Origin of the sequence: Vibrio fortis, from assembly GCF_000695685.1 — a bacterium.
In the GTDB taxonomy this organism is placed as follows: domain Bacteria; phylum Pseudomonadota; class Gammaproteobacteria; order Enterobacterales; family Vibrionaceae; genus Vibrio; species Vibrio fortis_A.
Window position 1 is genome coordinate 539,784 of the sequence record NZ_JFFR01000027.1, and the last position, 17,533, is coordinate 557,316.

A 17,533-nucleotide genomic window follows, 5' to 3' on the forward strand; every position below is an offset into this window, starting at 1 on the left:
TTTGTACTACAAATGTGGGTGCCTTGTCACAGCAGGCATTCACTATCCAGCCGAGCTTCATGAGATGGAAGCAAGCGCAATGGAAAATGGAATTATGCGACGATTTACACCGCTCTTGGTGTTGTATTGAAATGACGTTTGAACTCACGGCTGAATTGAGATGGACTTGAATAGCCTACTCGACGCGCGGCATCACTGATTCGCAACCCTTCAAGTTGAATCAACTCTTTGGCTTTGTTGAGTCGCACTTTCTTTAGGTATTGAAGAGGCGACTCAAAAGTAACACTACGAAAAGCGCTATGGAAAGCAGACACGCTCATGTTTGCTTCTTCAGCCAGTGATTGAACCGTAATGGTTTGGTCGTATTCTTCATGCACCTTTGATAAGGCTTTTGCTACGCGCGCGTAATGTCCATCGTGATGGGCAAGATCAAACAGAACACGCCCTTCTGAGCCAGTGAGCGCGCGGTAAACAATCTCGGTAACAATGGAATCTCCAAGAATGTTGGCTTCTATGTCGCAATGCAGCATTTTCACCAATCGCTTAAAGCTCTCTAACATCGCCTCTTCCATCGGTGTTGACTCTAAGCCACTTGCGTTCTGTTTGTGCTTATTGCAATAGCTTTCCAAAAAGCCTTGGTCTTCTAGCTTTTTCACTAAGCTATGCAATCGTTGGGAATCGATATTAATTGATAAACCTAACAAAGGTTCATCATCGACAGGCAATGCTTCGCACTCCAATGGCATAGGTACACCAACAACCAGATAATCGCCTGCTGCATAAGTGACTGGCCTGTCACCAATATAAATATTCTTCTTACCTTGACCGAGCATGATGATGCCAGACTGATAGGTAAACGGCTGACGATGGTTACCACGACTGCTTCTGTACAGCCAGACACCGTCAATACCGGTTTCTCGGATCCCTTCTAGATCATCCCAACCTTTATGTTCAACGTAGGATTGTAGTAACTGTGCGAGTGTCTTCATTGGCGGTCATTTTCCGTGCTGATTGAGAGTCGAAAGCCATTAGAGAATAACAAGATTGTAGAAATAGGCAATTTATTTGGAGGATCAGCTCTTCATGACCCAAAATTACTGTACTAATATGCAAATATAGAAATTGAGCAATCAATCAGAATAACAAGTTCCGCTTTACACAAGGATACAATGATGCAATTTACATACGTTAACCCAACCGTGATTCATTTTGGTAAAGGCCAAATCAACGCTATCAGCCAAGCAGTGGATACCGCTAAGAAAGTATTGGTCATCTACGGTGGCGGTTCAATTAAGAAGAACGGTGTTTACGACCAAGTTGTAGAATCCCTGAAAAATCACTCTTGGATCGAGTTTTCTGGCGTTGAAGCCAACCCAACCAAAGAAACGCTAGACAAAGCGGTGGCTATCGTTAAAGAGCAAAACGTTGAATTCATTATCGCTGTCGGTGGTGGCTCAGTAATCGATGGTTCGAAATACGTTGCTGCAGCAGCAAAATATGATGGTGACGGTTGGGATATCCTAGCAGGCAAACACCAAGTAACAGAAGCGACGCCAATCGGTGCAGTACTGACACTGCCTGCGACGGGCTCTGAATCGAACATGGGTGCGGTAATCACTCGTAAAGAGACTCAAGAGAAGCTGGCATTCATGAACCCTGCTGTTCAGCCTAAGTTTGCAGTTATGGACCCAGATGTAATGAAGTCTCTTCCAGAACGCCAACTTATCAACGGGTTAGTGGATGCATGGGTACACGTATGTGAGCAATACATCACTATGCCAACAGAGGCGATGGTTCAAGACGGCTATGCCGAAACACTTCTAAAGAATCTGCTTGTTCTTGGTAAGCAATACGATGAGCGCGATAACGACTCATGGCGTGCAAACCTAATGTGGACGGCAAACCAAGCGTTGAACGGTCTGATCGGTACTGGCGTTCCTCAAGACTGGGCAACACACATGATTGGCCACGAGTTCACAGCGCTTTGGCATGTAGACCACGCACGCTCATTGGCGATTGTTCAGCCTTCACTTCTACGTAACCAAATCGAAGTGAAACGTGGCAAGCTAGAACAAATGGGTCGCAACGTGTTTGGCCTTGAATCTGGCGCAGATCTAGCAGAGCGTACCATTGATGCAATCGAAGCCTTCTACCACAGCTTAGACGTCGCAACTCAGTTCGACGGCTATGAAGCAAGCAAAGAAAACGCAATTGATAACGTTATCGCTCAACTAGAGTCTCACGGTTATGTAAAACTAGGTGAAAACCAAGCGATTACTCCTGAGAGAACGCGTGAAATCCTAGAATCAGCGATTGCGTAGTCTGTTATTTTTGCGCTCGCGATTGGTTGATTCATAAAACCGAGTTTGTTGATACAAGGCACTACAACGTTTTTTCAATCAAATTGAACCAAACGCAGAGTTCTTACGTAAATACAAAAGCAGCTCCCAATTTGGGCGCTGCTTTTTATTTGTCCAAACGATATAACGAAATTCTCATAAGCTCTTAATTTTATGTGCAATCATATTTCTATATTGTTAAGGTAATTCATTCCGTAACTACAGATGTACTGCAATTTGAACGCAACTTCTAAGATGGTTAAGTTTACGTCACTTAACAAGTGGTATGGTGATTATCATGCCCTGAAAGACATTGATTTGAGTATCCAACAGGGTGAAATCGTGGTGGTTTGCGGCCCTTCTGGCTCGGGTAAATCCACTTTGATTCGCTGCATTAACCAATTAGAGCCTTTTGACTCTGGTGAGCTCAGTGTCGTTAATCAAACTCTGCCTTGTAAATTCAACACTCCAGGCCAAGTGGGCATGGTTTTCCAACACTTTCATCTGTTTCCACATCTCACAGTGCTCGAAAACCTCACCTTGTCGCCAATCCGCACACTCAAAATGAGTAAAATCGATGCAGAAGCCTTGGCTATGCACTACTTGGAACGCGTACACATTGCTGAGCAAGCACACAAATACCCTGTTCAGCTTTCAGGCGGTCAACAGCAACGAGTAGCAATTGCTCGTTCGCTGTGCATGAAACCCGACTTACTTCTGTTTGATGAACCGACATCAGCGCTCGACCCTGAGATGATCAACGAGGTGCTTGATGTAATGGTTGAACTTGCTGAAGAAGGCATCACTATGGTGTGTGTGACTCATGAGATGGGTTTTGCTAAGAAAGTGGCTGATAGAGTCATCTTTATGGATCAGGGTGAAATTGTGGAATCCAACACGCCGATTGAGCTTTTTGAAAACCCAAAACATCAACGAACTCAAGCCTTCTTGAATCAAATACTGAGTTATTGATGATCATCCGAATTTTAAAGCCAACCCTTTCAGCCTTGTTGCAAATCGTTGTGCTCGTTGCTGCGGTAAGCTGGATTCTAGACTCCGGCGCACAAGCCATGGGCTATCGTTGGCAATGGGACCGTGTGCCTGACTACATAGCATTCTACGAAGATGGTGAATGGTGGCCTGCCGAGCTCATTGAAGGGCTATTCGTCACCATTAAGATATCTTTACTCGCTTTAGTCGCGACGCTATTGATTGGTTTAACGACAGCACTACTGCGTAACTCAAATTCCATCGTTGGCCGTACCATCGCGAGTAGCTATGTAGAACTTATCCGTAACACACCACTGCTAGTGCAGATTTATCTACTCTACTTTGTCTTTGGACCGGTACTTGGTTTAGAGCGTTTTAGTACAGCAGTACTTGCACTCGCTTTGTTTCAGGGCGCTTATACCGCAGAAATCTTCCGTGCGGGCCTGAACAGTATCGCCAAAGGCCAATTTGAAGCAGCACAATCATTGGGGCTCTCAAGAACGTTTACCTTCTGGGATATTGTGCTACCTCAAGTCATACAAAGAACCTTACCACCACTAACCAACGAGGTGATTTCTTTAATCAAGAACTCTTCTATCGTAAGTGTGATGGCCATTTTCGATCTCACAACAGAGGCGCGTAACATCGTCTCTGAAACCGCAATGCCGTTTGAGATTTGGTTCTCTGTGGCACTTATTTATCTTGCATTAACTCTTTCACTTTCTGCCATCGCTGCCTGGCTCGAGCACAAGCTCGGCGCTAATTGGCGCACACAATAAGGAAATATCAGCATGAAGCTATTTAAATCTGCCATCACTGCGCTTTTAGCGTTAGCCGTCAGCTTACCGACTTTGGCCTCCGAAACACCTAACCTAGACAAGATTAACGAACGTGGTTCGCTTCGTGTTGGTATGTCTACCTTTGTTCCTTGGGCAATGCGTAACAAGCAAGGCGACCTTGTTGGTTTTGAGATTGATGTTGCGAAACGCCTAGCAGAAGATTCAGGCTGGAAAGTAGAGTTTGTTCCAACAGCTTGGGACGGCATTATTCCTTCTCTGCTTTCTAAGAAATTTGATGTGATTATCGGTGGTATGTCGATCACTGAAGCTCGTGCTAAGAGTGTTCTTTTCACTGAACCTTATTCTCACTCTGGCGTTCAGCTTGCAGCGAACAAAGAACTGGCGAAAGGTTTCACTGAAATCTCTGACTTCGACTCTCGTCGCGTGAAAATAGCTGCTCGCCGCGGCGCATTCACCGTTCAAGTCGCTCGCGAGACCTTCCCGAAAGCAAAAGTTCTACAGTTTGATGACGATGCTCAAGCATTCCAAGAGGTGCTTAACGGTAACGCGCACGCTGTGATTGCTTCGAGCCCTAAACCTGAGCACGAGAGCATTAAAAACTCTGATACTCTGTTCATTCCGTTCACAGAGCGCTTATCAAAAGGTAACGAAGCTTTTGCGGTACGCCTAGGTGAAACCGATAAAGCAGAGTTCTTCAACAAATGGATTCAAGCACGTACTGAAGATGGCTGGCTACAAGAGCGTTACGAGTACTGGTTCTCGACTCTAGACTGGCAAGATCAGATTGCTCAAGGTCAGTAATCAGAATCAGCGCTCTGAGTAAGCTCTAAGCTCTAAGCTCTAAAAAGACAAACACAGCGGCCGCTGAATTGGCTGGCCGCTTTATAATTGAGTTTCAAAGTGGGTTCTATGAGCCTACTTTGAAACGAAAATTATTATGTATGAATCTACACATAGGTTATCAGTGACGGATACAAGCCCTCTCATAGCAACCAAACCTAGCCCCCAAAGCAAAGCTTGGTACCAACGCCTTACTCTTCTCGATGGCGTGCTACTTCTCCTTGCCGGCCTTTTTTCTGGTTGGCTATATTATCGTTCTTCGGTTGGGATCAATTATCACTGGCGCTGGGAAGATGCGTTTAATCTCATCTTTATTCCACCTTCTGAAGGAAGCATTCCGTATTTCTTTCAGGGTTTAATCGCGACATTGCGCTTGAGTCTATGGAGTATGGTATTAGCACTCTCTGTGGGTTTTGTTCTCGGCGTTGCACGTCATTCATCCATAGCCGTGTTTCGAACGCCTGCATTGTTGTTCATTCAACTGGTTCGTAATATTCCACCCTTGGTGTTTGTGTTCATCTTCTACTTTTTTATTTCTAATCAGCTCATCCCTTTACTCGGGCTTGAGAGTCTCTTGCGCGAACATAACGGAGATGTTAACGGTCTGCAGAGTTTCCTATTTGGCCCTTCTAACCTATGGGAAAATCTAGCCTCTGGCGTTATCTGTATTGGCTTGCTCTCTTCTGCCTATATTGCAGAGGTGATTCGTGCTGGATTAGAGAGTGTCCCGAAAGGACAATGGGAAGCAGCGGATTCATTAGGGTTATCAAGCTTTTCTAAATACCGTTTCGTGATTGGTCCACAAGTACTCACAGCAATTACCCCGCCTTTGGCAGGGCAGGCTATATCTCTAGTCAAAGACACCTCTATTGTCTCGTTGATTTCTATTCAAGAGATGACATTTGTAGGCACAGAGATGGCTAATTCATCGGGGCTTATCTTTGAGATATGGCTGATTGTTGGCGCAGTTTACTTCGCCTTGTGCTTCGCCCTATCTCGCCTGTTTAAGTGGATTGAAATACGCTCTCGCGCCTATCTCAATCGCTAGAAAAAAATGGCCTCAAGCTGATTGCCCGAGGCCATTTTGCCACAATAAAATTAACGTTCGTTTAGCGCCCAAGCCAACTCAATAGTGATACCTATGGAGATAAATCATATTGAGTGAACGTTAACCTGCTTGCATGTATTCTTCTGAGTATGCGCGACTCATTATGGTCGCGCTGTTTCAAAACCCTACGCCGTTAGAACTGGTATGCTGCAGACAGTTTGTAGTTACGACCTGGTTCGTAATCGTCTAATACAAAACCACGAGCTGTACCTGAACGTGACGCATGAGAGGTGTACAACTCATCGAATACATTATCTATACCGAACGTAACCGATAAACCCTCAACACTATTTGGCACCCATTGAGCATAAAGGTTGTGAACATCGTAACCTTCTTTGATTGGCGCACCATCAGCTACATTTGTTTCATCCTTAACAAGGATCGACGTCCAACCAAAGATTGTCTCTAGAGAGTCCGCTTGATAATCCAACGTCAGCGCTATGCTGTCACCCATATCAATGCTTCTGCCGTTACCACCCGGTACATAGCCACCCGTCTCTTTGTTTTTGGTGTCTGAACGCGAGTAAGACAGCTTACTGTTAAACATATCGTAGCCGTAAGTTACGCTCGCTTCGAAACCTTTGATTTCAACATCACCCAAGTTATAGATTAAATAAGATGATGTAGCACCTTGGTACGCTTCAACAATGTAATCATCAATGTCAGTTTGGAAGACCGTTACATTTGCGCCTAGGAAATGATCTTCAATGTATTTGTTGAATCGAACTCCACCCTGCGTGTTTAGACCTGTTTCAGCTTTGATGTCATCAGCTAAATACGCCACATCTTGATAAGCGATAAAACTTTCTAGCAGCTCTGGGCCTTTAAATAGCGAGCGTGCACTGGCGAACAGAGTCCAATCTTGTGTTACACCCCACTCGGTAGCCAAAGCCCATGTGACATCATCAAAATTGTCAGTACCGGTTTCAGCTTTGCGTTTATAGTCATCAAAACGTAGACCCGCTGTCACAGAGAAATTGTCTGTAAAATAGAATTGGTCTTCCGCAAACAAGGCCGTTGAAATTGCAGATTCATCCATGAACTTACGGCTTCCGTAGTACGAACTTGATGTCTTATCCATGTAATCAAAACCATAGGTCGCAGTATTGTCAAAGCTTGCGATACTGAAGTCAGATTGAATTTTTGCAGTCAGGCCAAGGTTTTGGTTTTTCGCCTTGTTTTTTGATTGACGATTACCCGGCCATGCTGGAGCCATAACAGATTCATCACGAATAATCTCAGTCATGGTGTTATACAGTGTTACGTCAGCTTGATGAGTATCACCGCGCATCTCATAACTTAACGTGACCGTGTCACGATCATAATCCGTTGGAATAAGCTTATCACTCGACAAACCTTCATTCGCACCACCAGACATATCAGGACGTGGGCTATAGTCGCCACTATCTCTGTAAAGATCATAAGCTAATTCAAAACGATGCAGGTCACTCGGCTCGTAGCCAATTTTACCTAGAATGTTATAAACATCACCTGACGCACCGAAGGTCTTATTACCATCTCCATCTTCAAAATCATCACGAGTTACAAAGTTGCCGTACACCATTAGATCAATAGTATCAGTCGGTGTGCCATAAACCGTTAACGAGCCTTGTTGGCTGTCATTCGTCGCATAACCACCATAGACGCGAGCACCGAAGGTTTCATCGTAACGCAGTAAGTCTTTCGCATCTTTCGTTTCAAAATAAACCGCACCACCTAAACCATTTTGAGTCACTGAGTTGTTACCCACCTGAATGTCAGCAGACTTTAGAATATCTGGGTTCAAAGTCAGGTTACCGATGTGGTGGAACATGTTCGCATGTTGAGACGCGCCATCTAAACGAATATCGAGATCCGTTTCGCTTAAGCCACGAATAGTGATACGTTGGTTAACAGAGTGCGTTCCCCCGACATCAACACCAGGAATATCGCGCAGTAGATCAGACATATGGTCCGCCTGTTTGAGTGACATGTCCTCAGACACCACAGACTCAGAGTTACTCGATACCTTAGTACCCCACACAACCACTTCTTCAAAGTTTGATGTTGTATCGTCGGCAAAGGCTGGGCTAGCGATAGCCGCGCCAATTGCGAGGCATAATGTTGAGCGCTTAATGGTCAAATGGATTGGGCTTTCCATAAATTCTGTTCCTAGATATAAATGATAATAATTCTCATGTATAATATGGGTCGAGTTTATAAATGGACAGGCGATTCACTTATGCAAAATCGCATAGGTGTTATGAGGAAAGGTCAAATGGGTGAAGTAGCATCAAAACGAGCTAGAATTGGCAAAGTCACTTTAACAAAAAAGCTAGAGCAGACAGAAAAGCAGATTATTGTCACACAAGGCCAACCTAAACAGACTTCGCTTGCAGAAGGCACCTTTCTCTCTTATCAGTACAATGACCAGATTTTTGTTCATGGAGGACGCTGTGTCGAGCTCGTCGATACCAAGATTGTCTCAACCGCGCATGCCGCGGTGCTGGTCACTATACTCTTAGAGGGTAAATTATCATTTGGTTATGATGATCTTGAGTTCAACCTTGATGCATCAGAAAAGCCACAAGGTGTTGTCGTCAATCTCGCTAAGCCTGCGAATTTTCGTCGTGCGATGGTCGCCCACAACCACTTAAATAAAATCAATATCTTAGTAAAGCCGCAATGGCTCGAAGCACGTATGAACGAAGATTGCACCAGTCGCAGCTTTATTAAATCGCATACCGCTAACTACCATCTAGAAATCACCGACCAAATCTTAGAGCTTGCCCAAAAACTAACAACAAGTTCTACTCCGGATGATTTCCACCAAAAGCTGTATATAGAAGCCTTAACACAACAGTTGTTAGCGAGCTCACTTTCACAACTTCCCCTAGCCTGTTGCCAAATTTGTCAAAGTAGTCCTAAGAAACTAGGCCTGGCCAAAAGTTCGAGTGCAATACAAAACAAAAGTAACGATGAACGTATTGAGGCGATGATCAGCTATATTGAAATTCATTTGGATCAAGAGCTCAGCTTAGAAACTCTAGCCAAGCAGTTCTCGATGAGTGTTTCTAATATTCAAAGACGATTCAAGCAGTCTTATAACATGACGATCAACGGATACATTCGTTTCAGACGCCTTGAAATCGCGCGACAACATTTGGAGAGAGGCTTAGTATCCATTACTGAAGCCGCTTACGAAGCGGGCTACCAACATCCCTCTAACTTTACCAACGCCTTCAAGAAAACTTTTGGAATGCCACCTCATGATATTGCTGTAAGGGCGTCGTAGACTCCAGCTCAAATCACTAACAGCTTGAGCTATTGAGGTACCGACTTTGCGAGTTCCGCTTTAAGCCAATCGCTAAACTGCTCTTCGTTATAAGATAGTTGATCTTGTTCAGCGAGTAATACATAGTTAAAACCAGATTTTACAAAGCCGAACGGCGCTATCAAATTACCTCGAGTCAAATCGTCCTGTATTAGAGGGTAAGAACCAATCGCGCCCCCTAACCCATCGACCGCCGCTTGTAAGCAGAAATAGAAGTGACCCATGGTGTGGTTCTTGGGTGATGTATTCAGTGCACTCTTAAATTGGTTCAAGCATTGATTACGCTCTGGTTGTTTTTGAGCTGAATTAGCGATGTCAAAATGGGACAACCAGTTTTTCCAAGCCTCGGGCCGAGTCTCGCTGTGTAAACATGTCACATCAGTATTTTTGCGAGAGATCTCTTCCCAATATTGTGAAGAGAAAACTGGCCCAACCCACTCTTCCACTAAAAACAGTTTTTGGTAGTCTGTTCCTGCTTCAAAGTCATCACGGCGAATGGCTAGCGAAAGCCCCGAAGCGCCTAACCTAACAGGACCACCAGCTGTCGATAAACGCACATCGATACCAAACTTAGCAAAGAATTCAGATATTCTCGGCATTAACCAACGCATGGTCAATGTTGGCTCACAGGATACTTCGAGAACATTGTTATTTTGCATGCTCAACACGTTAACACCTGCCTGAAGTGCCGAAAATGCTTGTTCAGTATAGCCCTTAAGCAACTCCCCCTCCGAGGTTAAACGAACCCCACGTCCTTGTTTGTAAAACAGCGAACAGGCTAAATGTTCTTCCAATACTCGAATCTGTTTGCTCACAGCACCATGAGTAATATTGAGCTGTTTAGCGGCCTCACTGTAACTCTCGACACTGGCAGCGACGTTAAATACTTGAAAAGCTTTTAGATGCCTCATTGGTGAATTTTACTCACATATCATCAGAATTCTTTTCGATTATAGTTCTGCACGATGGTCCATACAATAGCGGCTCGTTTCACATCAGAGTCATATAATATGGAATTCATCAGTTTAGCCATCTTAGGTATTTTAATCGTTATCAGTCCGGGGGCCGACTTTGTTCTGGTATTAAAGAACAGCATCAACTTCGGACGCAGGGCTGGTATTCTAACTGCGGTGGGAATTAGCCTCGCAATTGGCGTCCACATCAGTTATTCAATGTTTGGGGTAAGTTACTTAATCTCACAAAATGAATTAACTTTTCAGACTATTCGATATTTAGGCGCGGGATATTTAGTCTATCTAGGATTGAAAGGTATCTTGTCAAAAGAGCAAGTATCAAATAAAGCGGAGGTAACTCAAGAAAAGGGACAGCGCTACTTTGCACAAGGTTTCTTCTGCAACGTTCTTAACCCAAAGACAATGCTGTTTTTCTTAAGTATTTTTAGTCAGTTGATCACCAATAATTCAGCCGACAATGCATTCGCACTGGCTTACGGTATCTATATGATGGCACTGCATATGGCATGGTTTGCGCTAGTAGCGATTCTCTTTACATCACCGTTGTTGCGAGGTTGGTTAAATCGCTTCAAACAACGCTTAAATCAGGTATGTGGTGCTGGTTTGGTGTTGTTTGGGTCGGCGCTAGCGTTGAAGTCGTAACGCGCGTAGCTCAATGATGACTATGGCTAACCGTGATAGCCATAGTCATTATCAGCTTTATTAGCCCTTAAAGTAACCTAGAGACCAACTGTCGTTTTTAATTTCGTCACCTAAAAATTTCTGAAATTGAGCTGCATGTTTAGGTTCAAATTCAGAAATTTGGATACTAAAATAGCCGTTTTTATCTTGAGTTGCATAAATAAAGTTCGGTGAGATTGTCACAGTGTTAGGCTTAATTATGTGCTCAGAGTTCATCTCTACAGTCAAAAACGACTTGCCATCAACCACAAATCCGCGACGTATATTGCAACGTGCTTCTTTTAAAACATATTCGCCTGGCGCAATGCCATCGAATAATGCGTAATTTGAATCTTCGTACACAAAAAATCGTAGCGTTTGTGGTTCTGAATCAGATATCTCACCATCTACCTTTTCGTATAAATCAAACGAGAAGGTCTCACAAGGGTATCGAACTTGCTGTTTACTAATTGCCGTCGCGATTGCTAATGCGCCCTTACCATGAGGTTCAGATAGTGTTTCCGTAGACGTATTAGGTAATGTCACCTGACATCCTGCTAAAGTAGCTACTAGAGCCACCGCCATCATTCGTTTCATATTAAGCCTGTATGTATCTGTGTTTAATAATCCGCGAACATTATCAGAATTCAAACAATAAATGAATAAATTTAATAACTTAAGACCCACTTTACAAATTTGATCTAGTTATAAGCATCTTCAGTTGGGAGGAGAGCGGAAAAGCACACTGTATGTCACAGTGAAGTATGAGAGGAAAAAACAAGTTGGTTGGCGTTCAAATAACGCTAATGAGCGTTAGTCGTAACACGGCTATTAGTCAGAAGTTGAAAAATGAAAACAAAAGCCAAGAATTGTTCAATGGTGCCCGAGTAAAACAGGCACCATTAACATAGAAGATTATCTTTCTACTTTTGGAGAGTAGATTGAATATGCGGTGATCTGCCCCGCGACAATAGCCGAGAACATAAATAGCGCTGACAGACCAATGCTCGGAATCGGCAAAATAGATTGCTCAAATACCGATTGGCTAGCACTTACCAATACACGACTACCGGGAACTAGAATAATAATACCTTGGACAATATAGATTGACCCAGTGAGATCCATCTTCTTTGCAATCCAAGTACCGTATAGCGTGATTAATACCGTAGTCACCCAAGTACCCACAACCCAGCCGCTATCAAAGCCCAAGTAGAACGGCCCCCACATACCCAACACAGCGACTGGCAGACCCAGCAAGATATCTGTTGGGCGAGCATTAAACATCACACCAATCGATACTGAGATTAATACCAGGCCGGATATGTGCATCCAGGTCGGTACTTCATTGGTGTATGAGATAGACGCTGCCTGTCCCCATAACGCCTCACCAATATTCAGCCCCATGACAATGCCGACAAACAATTTAATCAAGGTTAACGCGCTCTGCCCTAATAAACTCGTGCCCGAAACCAAATCATTAAATGCCAAACACTCTAAAGAGTTAGCAATCGACAATCCGGGCACAAACAAAACAATCGAAGCAATACACAAGGCCCATACAGGAACTGGTAAGCCAGTGCTAGCAAGGAAGGCAACGAAAATACCTGTGATCAAAGCGGCAATGAACTCTACTGCAATAGCACGTCGCCCATGACAAACTTGTTGACACAGCCACACCATAAGTCCCAGCAGAACAGAAAAACCAACCGCTTCCAAAGTGCTACCAACCAACATTAAGTACGCCGGTGGAATGCCCATATTCGCTAGAGCCGTGACAAACTTTGAGTAACCTACAGGCTCAGGAACGGGCTCGCTGCTTGGTTGGTTAATACGAATGATCGTGTTTGCTAACAGACTCAAGTTAATTGAAGCAGGTTTAAGGCGCTTCAAAATAACCGCATTATTGTCATCAGGGAATTGGTAATTAATTGCCGTTGGAGTCGCTTGGATCATCACATCCACACCGTGCTTTTTCGCATAGTGCTGTGTGTATTTTTCGAGCTTGTATGGAGCACAGCCACTGCGATGCAGAGTGTCGCCGATTTCAACAATTTTGTTAATTCGATACTGGGAAGGCATGGACGTTATAGAGGTGAAAAAATATGCGGCAAATGTAACAAACGTAGGGCTGCTTGACGAGCAATTTGGAGTAATTAGTTCCTCATTTTTATACTTTTTTTCGTTGTACAAAAATAATAGCGCACATCATACTACTTTGTAGTTATCAATCATATCAATGCCATATAGGCAACTGAATCATTCACAAACCAACTCCAACCACAAGTGAGACTTTGCTCACGCAGAATACGCGGTGATAAGACCATAACGTACAAAAAAATAGCGCAACGGTGATTATGCGACCACTTAGCATAAAAATCAGGAAAAAAAGGTTTCGTTTTCAGTTAGATGTGGCATTATCGATCTCGTTAAGACGATGTGCGTGCATCGTATAATGGCTATTACCTCAGCCTTCCAAGCTGATGATGCGGGTTCGATTCCCGCTGCACGCTCCAACTCTTCAACCTGCTTAGTCTTTCTCAATAAGACGATAAGCGTGCATCGTATAATGGCTATTACCTCAGCCTTCCAAGCTGATGATGCGGGTTCGATTCCCGCTGCACGCTCCAATACTCTCCTGTCCATGTAAACATCTTAGTATTGCAAACTGAAATTACTAATTTAGTTTTATATCAGCAAAATTCTATTCATATGAGTACACACTCACATACTTAGAAATATTTAACCGCTCAAAACCATTTCATAATCTCAATCAATATAGCAATTTTTCCTTTGTGTTAGTGTTCGCGCATTAAAAGCAATGTTGTAATAATTAAAATGTTAAAAAACAAAGATTTAAGCATAGAAGCCATTACAGTGGCGCTAACTAAAGTAGAAAATGCGAACAAGGTTGAGCTTAGTATGCTGAAAGGTTACATTGAGCAGCAGCCTACACAGGCTATCCTCAACTTCCAAGCACTGAGCGAAGCGGATTCGATAGACGATAAGCTGAAAAAGATCATGACCGATATGCCTGATCTTAGCGGCGAAGCACACCATGTCCTTGAGGCCTCTATCCTGTTGTAACGAGCAAACTCAACGTCGTACACAAAACCGCTAGATTGATAAAGCCCAGCTAATTTGCTGGGCTTTTTATTATTATTGACTGATTACGATTCTAGGAGAAATCACAACGGGCTGAGCAAGAGTCAACACTACTGGTGTCAATGCTTTGGTGACTCTTGCTAATGTAATCATTGTGGGAGCAATGTTGATGCTTTTTGTAGGAACAGGTACTTTTACTCTGGACAGTTGTTGTGTCGCAGTACATCCCGTCATTGAGATAAGACCAACTATAGCCACTAGAAGTTTGTTTTTGATTTTCATTGTTTTGTCCTTAAATCTGAGTCCGATATTCTCGAGGGGATAACACTGACAACCACTCCTCGTACCACTGGATTCAAGAATGCATTCATCAATCAGATATTGAAACCAAAACCAATCAAGTAACTTATGGTGACACTCCAAGTCTTATAAAATGTTACTTAGCATTGATATAATCAATATTATCAAACATATCAAAGTGCCAACGCCTTAAGGCAATAACCAAAGACGTTCCATTTCTATCACTCATATCAAGCTCATTATCACCATTACAAGCGCTATAGAACTCCTCAACTAACTTCTGCAAACGCAACTGGAACTTCTGATTGGTATGCGGTGACATTAACCCAGTCGACATCAATAACTTTTCATCTTGTCGACTAAAGTGACTACTAAAGAACTCTGGTAGCACTTGAGTTAAAAAAAAGGTTTGAATAGGGCCGCCCGCTATCCAATCAAAATTGGGTGACAACAGTAATCGAATTCGATTGTCAGGCATCAGCTCCAATACCCCTAACCTATCTAGCTCAATCAACTTTTGCATCAACAGCTGTTTATTGATGTTGTAACGTTCGATGATTTCGTTAAATTGAAACCCATTCAGCACACATACTGAGACCATTAACAAAGCCTTGTCTGAAACAATCTGTTGTTCCTGTTCGAACGTTAAGCTCTGGAGATTTTTCTCTGCGTTCGCAGCTAACTTTACCAACTCACATATATCCATGCTGATGAGTTCGCATATCGCGCTAAGTCTCGCCAAGCTTATGTTATTGCCGTCTGCAAGTAGCCTTTTCACCGAACCTTCACTCAAGTCCAACTTTGTCGCGATATCTTGATAATGAACATCGTGAAGTTTGAGCTGCTTTTTGAGCTCTTTGATTATGGATTGCGTTCCTGACATATCGTTTTCTTAATTCATTGCTGATGGACTCAGTTTATAAATTAACAAACAACGCACATTAGAAAACCTATTAACCCGAAGATTGAGGTGTTTTGTGAGTAGGGCGACAAGAATACAGAAAAGCAGCCCAATTGGACTGTTTTTCAGATGGTTAGAGCACCTGTGCTGTTACTTACACAGTATCTTATTTCTACATTTGTGCTAGCTGGGCTTTCCTGTCTTTATTGACGACACAGAAATTACCACGTTTGGTTCGGCACTTAGAGCAGCGTTCGCACTCTACTGGAGCGCGGTCGCCTTCTTGCCAACGCTTGATAAGTTGTGGTTCCGAAAGCAAAGGACGCGACAAAGCAAAATACTCAATACCGGTATTGTTTGCGATATCTTCAATCGCAGCGATATCGGTAAGTCCGCCCACTGTAATAACCGGCGCTGTGATCTCACGGCTGACAATATCACCATACTCATGAAAGTAGCCCTCTTCTTGCACGGTGTAGCCATCGTAGCAATCACCCACCATAGTATTGGCTTTACCATGTATGTTACCCGACATGATGATGCCGTCTACACCCAGTTGATCAAGACGTTGGCAGATTTGTCGAGTCTCTTCGAAGGTTAAACCACCCTCAAAAAACTCAGTAGCAGTTAGTTTAACGAAGATTGGGTAATCCTCTCCCACCAGCTCACGTGTCTTATTGAAAATTTCTATCAAAAAACGCATACGATTTTCTAAGCAGCCACCGTACTCATCTTGACGCTGATTGTAGTAAGGACTGAGAAACTGGTTAATAAGGTAGGTATGAGCAGCATGGATTTCTACGCCATCAAAGCCAGATTGTTTTGCTCTAAGGCTCGCTTTAGCGAAAGCGTCAACAATGTAGTCAATATCTTTCTTCGACATCGCTTTACCTTGAGTTTTAGTGCCCATTTCAGGAACATCACTCGGTGCAAAAATGACACGTTCACCAACATTATACGTGGTTTTGGTGCCACCATAGGCAAGCTGCATAACGATTTTCGAACCATAGCCTTGAACCAGTTGGGTAAGCTTCTGATACTCTTCGATGAATGAATCATTGTAGATCCCCATCATTCCCGCATTTGGTTTTTCTTCTTCGACAATGTTTGCATAACCTGTAACGATCAACCCAACTTGTCCTTGAGCAAGCTCTTCATAAATCACATAGAGCTTATCCGTCATATGACCATCTTCTGTCGCCATATTTTCCCAGGTCGCGCTACGCATGAATCGATTCTTTAGAACCATGTTGCCAAGGCGATTTTCGGTGAACAAAGTACTCAAGTGAAACCCTCTAGATCTGTTTTCGATATCGACAAATGAAAAAGAGCAACCATCAATACAATATCGGGGATTGCTCTTCACTGTTCAAAACGAACGATGTCGTGAATGACGCGAATAGTAACGACTAATGACAAGCCAAAACTTAATCTAGATTAAGGTTGATGCATCCTTTATTGAGAAACGGACACCTAGCCAATTGATAGTCAGCTTTTAGGATGCTAATACTTACAACTAACCATATTTAACCGTTGAGTCGACGCATTGGTATATCTCACCAATACACGCGTTATCTGTCACCAAACTCTCTACGATACGCGCCACCTCTTGACGGTAAATCACGCCATGGATTTCGCCCGATTGAGATACTTCACCTCGGTTAGTGATTTCGCCATCCATAAGTCCACCCGGTCTTAAAATCGTAAAGTCCAGATCACTTGATACAAGCCAAGCTTCAGCAAGGCTCTTCTCTCTTACTGCAGCGCCGAACCCTTGTCTCGCACGTTCCGATAAATATTGCCATGAATCACCGCATCCTAATGATGTCACTAATAAAAATCGCTTAATCTCACGCTTCTGTAGAGCATCAATCAAGTAACGATGCCCGATATAGTCAACAGGAACCTCAGCTCTAAAACTCCCCATGCTAGACACAACCAAACAGTCTTGAGGTAACGCTTCCACTGTGGCTTCAACTTGGTCTTGTTGAGTTGCATCACAGCTTAAGGTTTGCACTTTAAGCTCGCCCAAACGTGGGTTCTTACTCGGATTTCGTGCTATAGCGATAACATTAAAACCACTTTGGTGAAATTGTTCGACCATAGCAGCACCTAAACCACTTGCTGCACCCCAGATTGCGACAGTTTTCATACAGACCTCTAAACAGTTGAATATACGGTGATACTATCTATTTTCCATTGCAGT

At 43.4% G+C, this 17,533-nt stretch carries 17 protein-coding genes and 2 tRNA genes; 10 read left to right on the top strand and 9 right to left on the bottom strand.

Annotated features, from left to right (window positions below):
• Positions 1 to 104: 104 nt before the first annotated feature.
• Positions 105 to 989 carry an AraC family transcriptional regulator gene (locus tag VFDL14_RS04695; RefSeq protein WP_032552710.1) on the bottom strand — a complete coding sequence of 295 codons (885 nt, stop codon included), beginning with the start codon at positions 987 to 989 and terminating at the stop codon, positions 105 to 107.
• Positions 990 to 1,172: 183 nt separating this feature from the next.
• Here VFDL14_RS04695 and VFDL14_RS04690 point away from each other — a divergent pair, with 183 nt between their 5' ends.
• The 5 genes from VFDL14_RS04690 (at position 1,173) to VFDL14_RS04670 (ending at position 6,017) form a co-directional block, all read left to right on the top strand.
• Positions 1,173 to 2,321 carry an iron-containing alcohol dehydrogenase gene (locus VFDL14_RS04690; protein ID WP_032552711.1) on the top strand — a complete coding sequence of 383 codons (1,149 nt, stop codon included), beginning with the start codon at positions 1,173 to 1,175 and terminating at the stop codon, positions 2,319 to 2,321.
• 273 nt (positions 2,322 to 2,594) lie between these two features.
• The gene (locus tag VFDL14_RS04685) at positions 2,595 to 3,311 is read left to right on the top strand and encodes an amino acid ABC transporter ATP-binding protein (RefSeq protein WP_152549273.1); all 717 of its coding nucleotides are present in this window, start codon (positions 2,595 to 2,597) and stop codon (positions 3,309 to 3,311) included.
• Positions 3,311 to 4,108, top strand: coding sequence for an amino acid ABC transporter permease (locus tag VFDL14_RS04680; protein WP_032552713.1), 798 nt, complete (start codon positions 3,311 to 3,313; stop codon positions 4,106 to 4,108). Before VFDL14_RS04685 ends, VFDL14_RS04680 begins: the two co-directional genes overlap by 1 nt.
• A gap of 12 nt (positions 4,109 to 4,120) precedes the next feature.
• Positions 4,121 to 4,930: a transporter substrate-binding domain-containing protein gene (locus VFDL14_RS04675; RefSeq protein ID WP_032552714.1), complete on the top strand. Its 810-nt coding sequence runs from the start codon at positions 4,121 to 4,123 to the stop codon at positions 4,928 to 4,930.
• 163 nt (positions 4,931 to 5,093) lie between these two features.
• Positions 5,094 to 6,017: an amino acid ABC transporter permease gene (locus VFDL14_RS04670; protein ID WP_032552955.1), complete on the top strand. Its 924-nt coding sequence runs from the start codon at positions 5,094 to 5,096 to the stop codon at positions 6,015 to 6,017.
• Between the two features lie 193 nt (positions 6,018 to 6,210).
• Here the strand turns inward: VFDL14_RS04670 and VFDL14_RS04665 are convergent, their stop codons facing one another.
• Complete coding sequence (locus VFDL14_RS04665) at positions 6,211 to 8,217, bottom strand: TonB-dependent siderophore receptor (RefSeq protein ID WP_032552715.1); 2,007 nt, start codon at positions 8,215 to 8,217, stop codon at positions 6,211 to 6,213.
• Between the two features lie 21 nt (positions 8,218 to 8,238).
• On the opposite strand from VFDL14_RS04665, the gene VFDL14_RS04660 reads away from it, so the two are divergent.
• Positions 8,239 to 9,351: a helix-turn-helix domain-containing protein gene (locus VFDL14_RS04660; RefSeq protein ID WP_032552716.1), complete on the top strand. Its 1,113-nt coding sequence runs from the start codon at positions 8,239 to 8,241 to the stop codon at positions 9,349 to 9,351.
• Positions 9,352 to 9,380: 29 nt separating this feature from the next.
• On the opposite strand, the gene VFDL14_RS04655 is transcribed toward VFDL14_RS04660, so the two are convergent.
• Positions 9,381 to 10,301 (bottom strand): LysR family transcriptional regulator, encoded by a 921-nt coding sequence (locus VFDL14_RS04655; RefSeq protein ID WP_032552717.1) that lies wholly within the window; start codon positions 10,299 to 10,301, stop codon positions 9,381 to 9,383.
• Between the two features lie 99 nt (positions 10,302 to 10,400).
• Between VFDL14_RS04655 and VFDL14_RS04650 the strand changes: the two genes are divergently transcribed.
• The gene (locus tag VFDL14_RS04650) at positions 10,401 to 11,006 is read left to right on the top strand and encodes a LysE family translocator (RefSeq protein ID WP_032552718.1); all 606 of its coding nucleotides are present in this window, start codon (positions 10,401 to 10,403) and stop codon (positions 11,004 to 11,006) included.
• Positions 11,007 to 11,066: 60 nt separating this feature from the next.
• On the opposite strand, the gene VFDL14_RS04645 is transcribed toward VFDL14_RS04650, so the two are convergent.
• Together VFDL14_RS04645 and VFDL14_RS04640 are read right to left on the bottom strand one after the other, a co-directional pair.
• Positions 11,067 to 11,621, bottom strand: coding sequence for a hypothetical protein (locus VFDL14_RS04645; protein ID WP_032552719.1), 555 nt, complete (start codon positions 11,619 to 11,621; stop codon positions 11,067 to 11,069).
• A 318-nt stretch (positions 11,622 to 11,939) separates the two neighbouring features.
• Complete coding sequence (locus VFDL14_RS04640; protein WP_032552720.1) at positions 11,940 to 13,103, bottom strand: threonine/serine exporter family protein; 1,164 nt, start codon at positions 13,101 to 13,103, stop codon at positions 11,940 to 11,942.
• 359 nt (positions 13,104 to 13,462) lie between these two features.
• Here VFDL14_RS04640 and VFDL14_RS04635 point away from each other — a divergent pair.
• From VFDL14_RS04635 to VFDL14_RS04625, 3 genes are all read left to right on the top strand, one after another.
• A tRNA-Gly gene (locus VFDL14_RS04635) sits at positions 13,463 to 13,537 on the top strand.
• A 39-nt stretch (positions 13,538 to 13,576) separates the two neighbouring features.
• Positions 13,577 to 13,651 (top strand) — tRNA-Gly (locus tag VFDL14_RS04630).
• Positions 13,652 to 13,859: 208 nt separating this feature from the next.
• Positions 13,860 to 14,108 (top strand): hypothetical protein, encoded by a 249-nt coding sequence (locus VFDL14_RS04625; RefSeq protein WP_032552721.1) that lies wholly within the window; start codon positions 13,860 to 13,862, stop codon positions 14,106 to 14,108.
• 72 nt (positions 14,109 to 14,180) lie between these two features.
• Here the strand turns inward: VFDL14_RS04625 and VFDL14_RS04620 are convergent, their stop codons facing one another.
• The 4 genes from VFDL14_RS04620 to VFDL14_RS04605 all read right to left on the bottom strand — a co-directional run bounded on the left by VFDL14_RS04620 (position 14,181) and on the right by VFDL14_RS04605 (position 17,479).
• Entirely contained in the window at positions 14,181 to 14,408 is a 228-nt protein-coding gene (locus VFDL14_RS04620; RefSeq protein ID WP_032552722.1) for a hypothetical protein, read from the bottom strand.
• Positions 14,409 to 14,562: 154 nt separating this feature from the next.
• Positions 14,563 to 15,309, bottom strand: coding sequence for a helix-turn-helix domain-containing protein (locus tag VFDL14_RS04615; protein ID WP_032552723.1), 747 nt, complete (start codon positions 15,307 to 15,309; stop codon positions 14,563 to 14,565).
• 190 nt (positions 15,310 to 15,499) lie between these two features.
• Positions 15,500 to 16,612 (bottom strand): NADH:flavin oxidoreductase, encoded by a 1,113-nt coding sequence (locus VFDL14_RS04610; protein ID WP_032552724.1) that lies wholly within the window; start codon positions 16,610 to 16,612, stop codon positions 15,500 to 15,502.
• A 231-nt stretch (positions 16,613 to 16,843) separates the two neighbouring features.
• On the bottom strand, positions 16,844 to 17,479 hold the full coding sequence (locus VFDL14_RS04605) for an SDR family NAD(P)-dependent oxidoreductase (RefSeq protein ID WP_032552725.1): 636 nt from the start codon (positions 17,477 to 17,479) through the stop codon (positions 16,844 to 16,846).
• Positions 17,480 to 17,533 lie beyond the last annotated feature (54 nt).

Excerpts from the sequence above, each read along its gene's own strand:
- VFDL14_RS04605 (WP_032552725.1), bottom strand. The coding sequence starts at position 17,479 with ATGAAAACTGTCGCAATCTGGGGTGCAGCAAGTGGTTTAGGTGCTGCT.
- VFDL14_RS04645 (WP_032552719.1), bottom strand. The coding sequence starts at position 11,621 with ATGAAACGAATGATGGCGGTGGCTCTAGTAGCTACTTTAGCAGGATGT.
- VFDL14_RS04695 (WP_032552710.1), bottom strand. The coding sequence starts at position 989 with ATGAAGACACTCGCACAGTTACTACAATCCTACGTTGAACATAAAGGT.
- VFDL14_RS04685 (WP_152549273.1), top strand. The coding sequence starts at position 2,595 with ATGGTTAAGTTTACGTCACTTAACAAGTGGTATGGTGATTATCATGCC.
- VFDL14_RS04690 (WP_032552711.1), top strand. The coding sequence starts at position 1,173 with ATGCAATTTACATACGTTAACCCAACCGTGATTCATTTTGGTAAAGGC.
- VFDL14_RS04640 (WP_032552720.1), bottom strand. The coding sequence starts at position 13,103 with ATGCCTTCCCAGTATCGAATTAACAAAATTGTTGAAATCGGCGACACT.
- VFDL14_RS04620 (WP_032552722.1), bottom strand. The coding sequence starts at position 14,408 with ATGAAAATCAAAAACAAACTTCTAGTGGCTATAGTTGGTCTTATCTCA.
- VFDL14_RS04615 (WP_032552723.1), bottom strand. The coding sequence starts at position 15,309 with ATGTCAGGAACGCAATCCATAATCAAAGAGCTCAAAAAGCAGCTCAAA.
- VFDL14_RS04655 (WP_032552717.1), bottom strand. The coding sequence starts at position 10,301 with ATGAGGCATCTAAAAGCTTTTCAAGTATTTAACGTCGCTGCCAGTGTC.
- VFDL14_RS04650 (WP_032552718.1), top strand. The coding sequence starts at position 10,401 with ATGGAATTCATCAGTTTAGCCATCTTAGGTATTTTAATCGTTATCAGT.
- VFDL14_RS04660 (WP_032552716.1), top strand. The coding sequence starts at position 8,239 with ATGATAATAATTCTCATGTATAATATGGGTCGAGTTTATAAATGGACA.
- VFDL14_RS04665 (WP_032552715.1), bottom strand. The coding sequence starts at position 8,217 with ATGGAAAGCCCAATCCATTTGACCATTAAGCGCTCAACATTATGCCTC.
- VFDL14_RS04675 (WP_032552714.1), top strand. The coding sequence starts at position 4,121 with ATGAAGCTATTTAAATCTGCCATCACTGCGCTTTTAGCGTTAGCCGTC.
- VFDL14_RS04625 (WP_032552721.1), top strand. The coding sequence starts at position 13,860 with ATGTTAAAAAACAAAGATTTAAGCATAGAAGCCATTACAGTGGCGCTA.
- VFDL14_RS04680 (WP_032552713.1), top strand. The coding sequence starts at position 3,311 with ATGATCATCCGAATTTTAAAGCCAACCCTTTCAGCCTTGTTGCAAATC.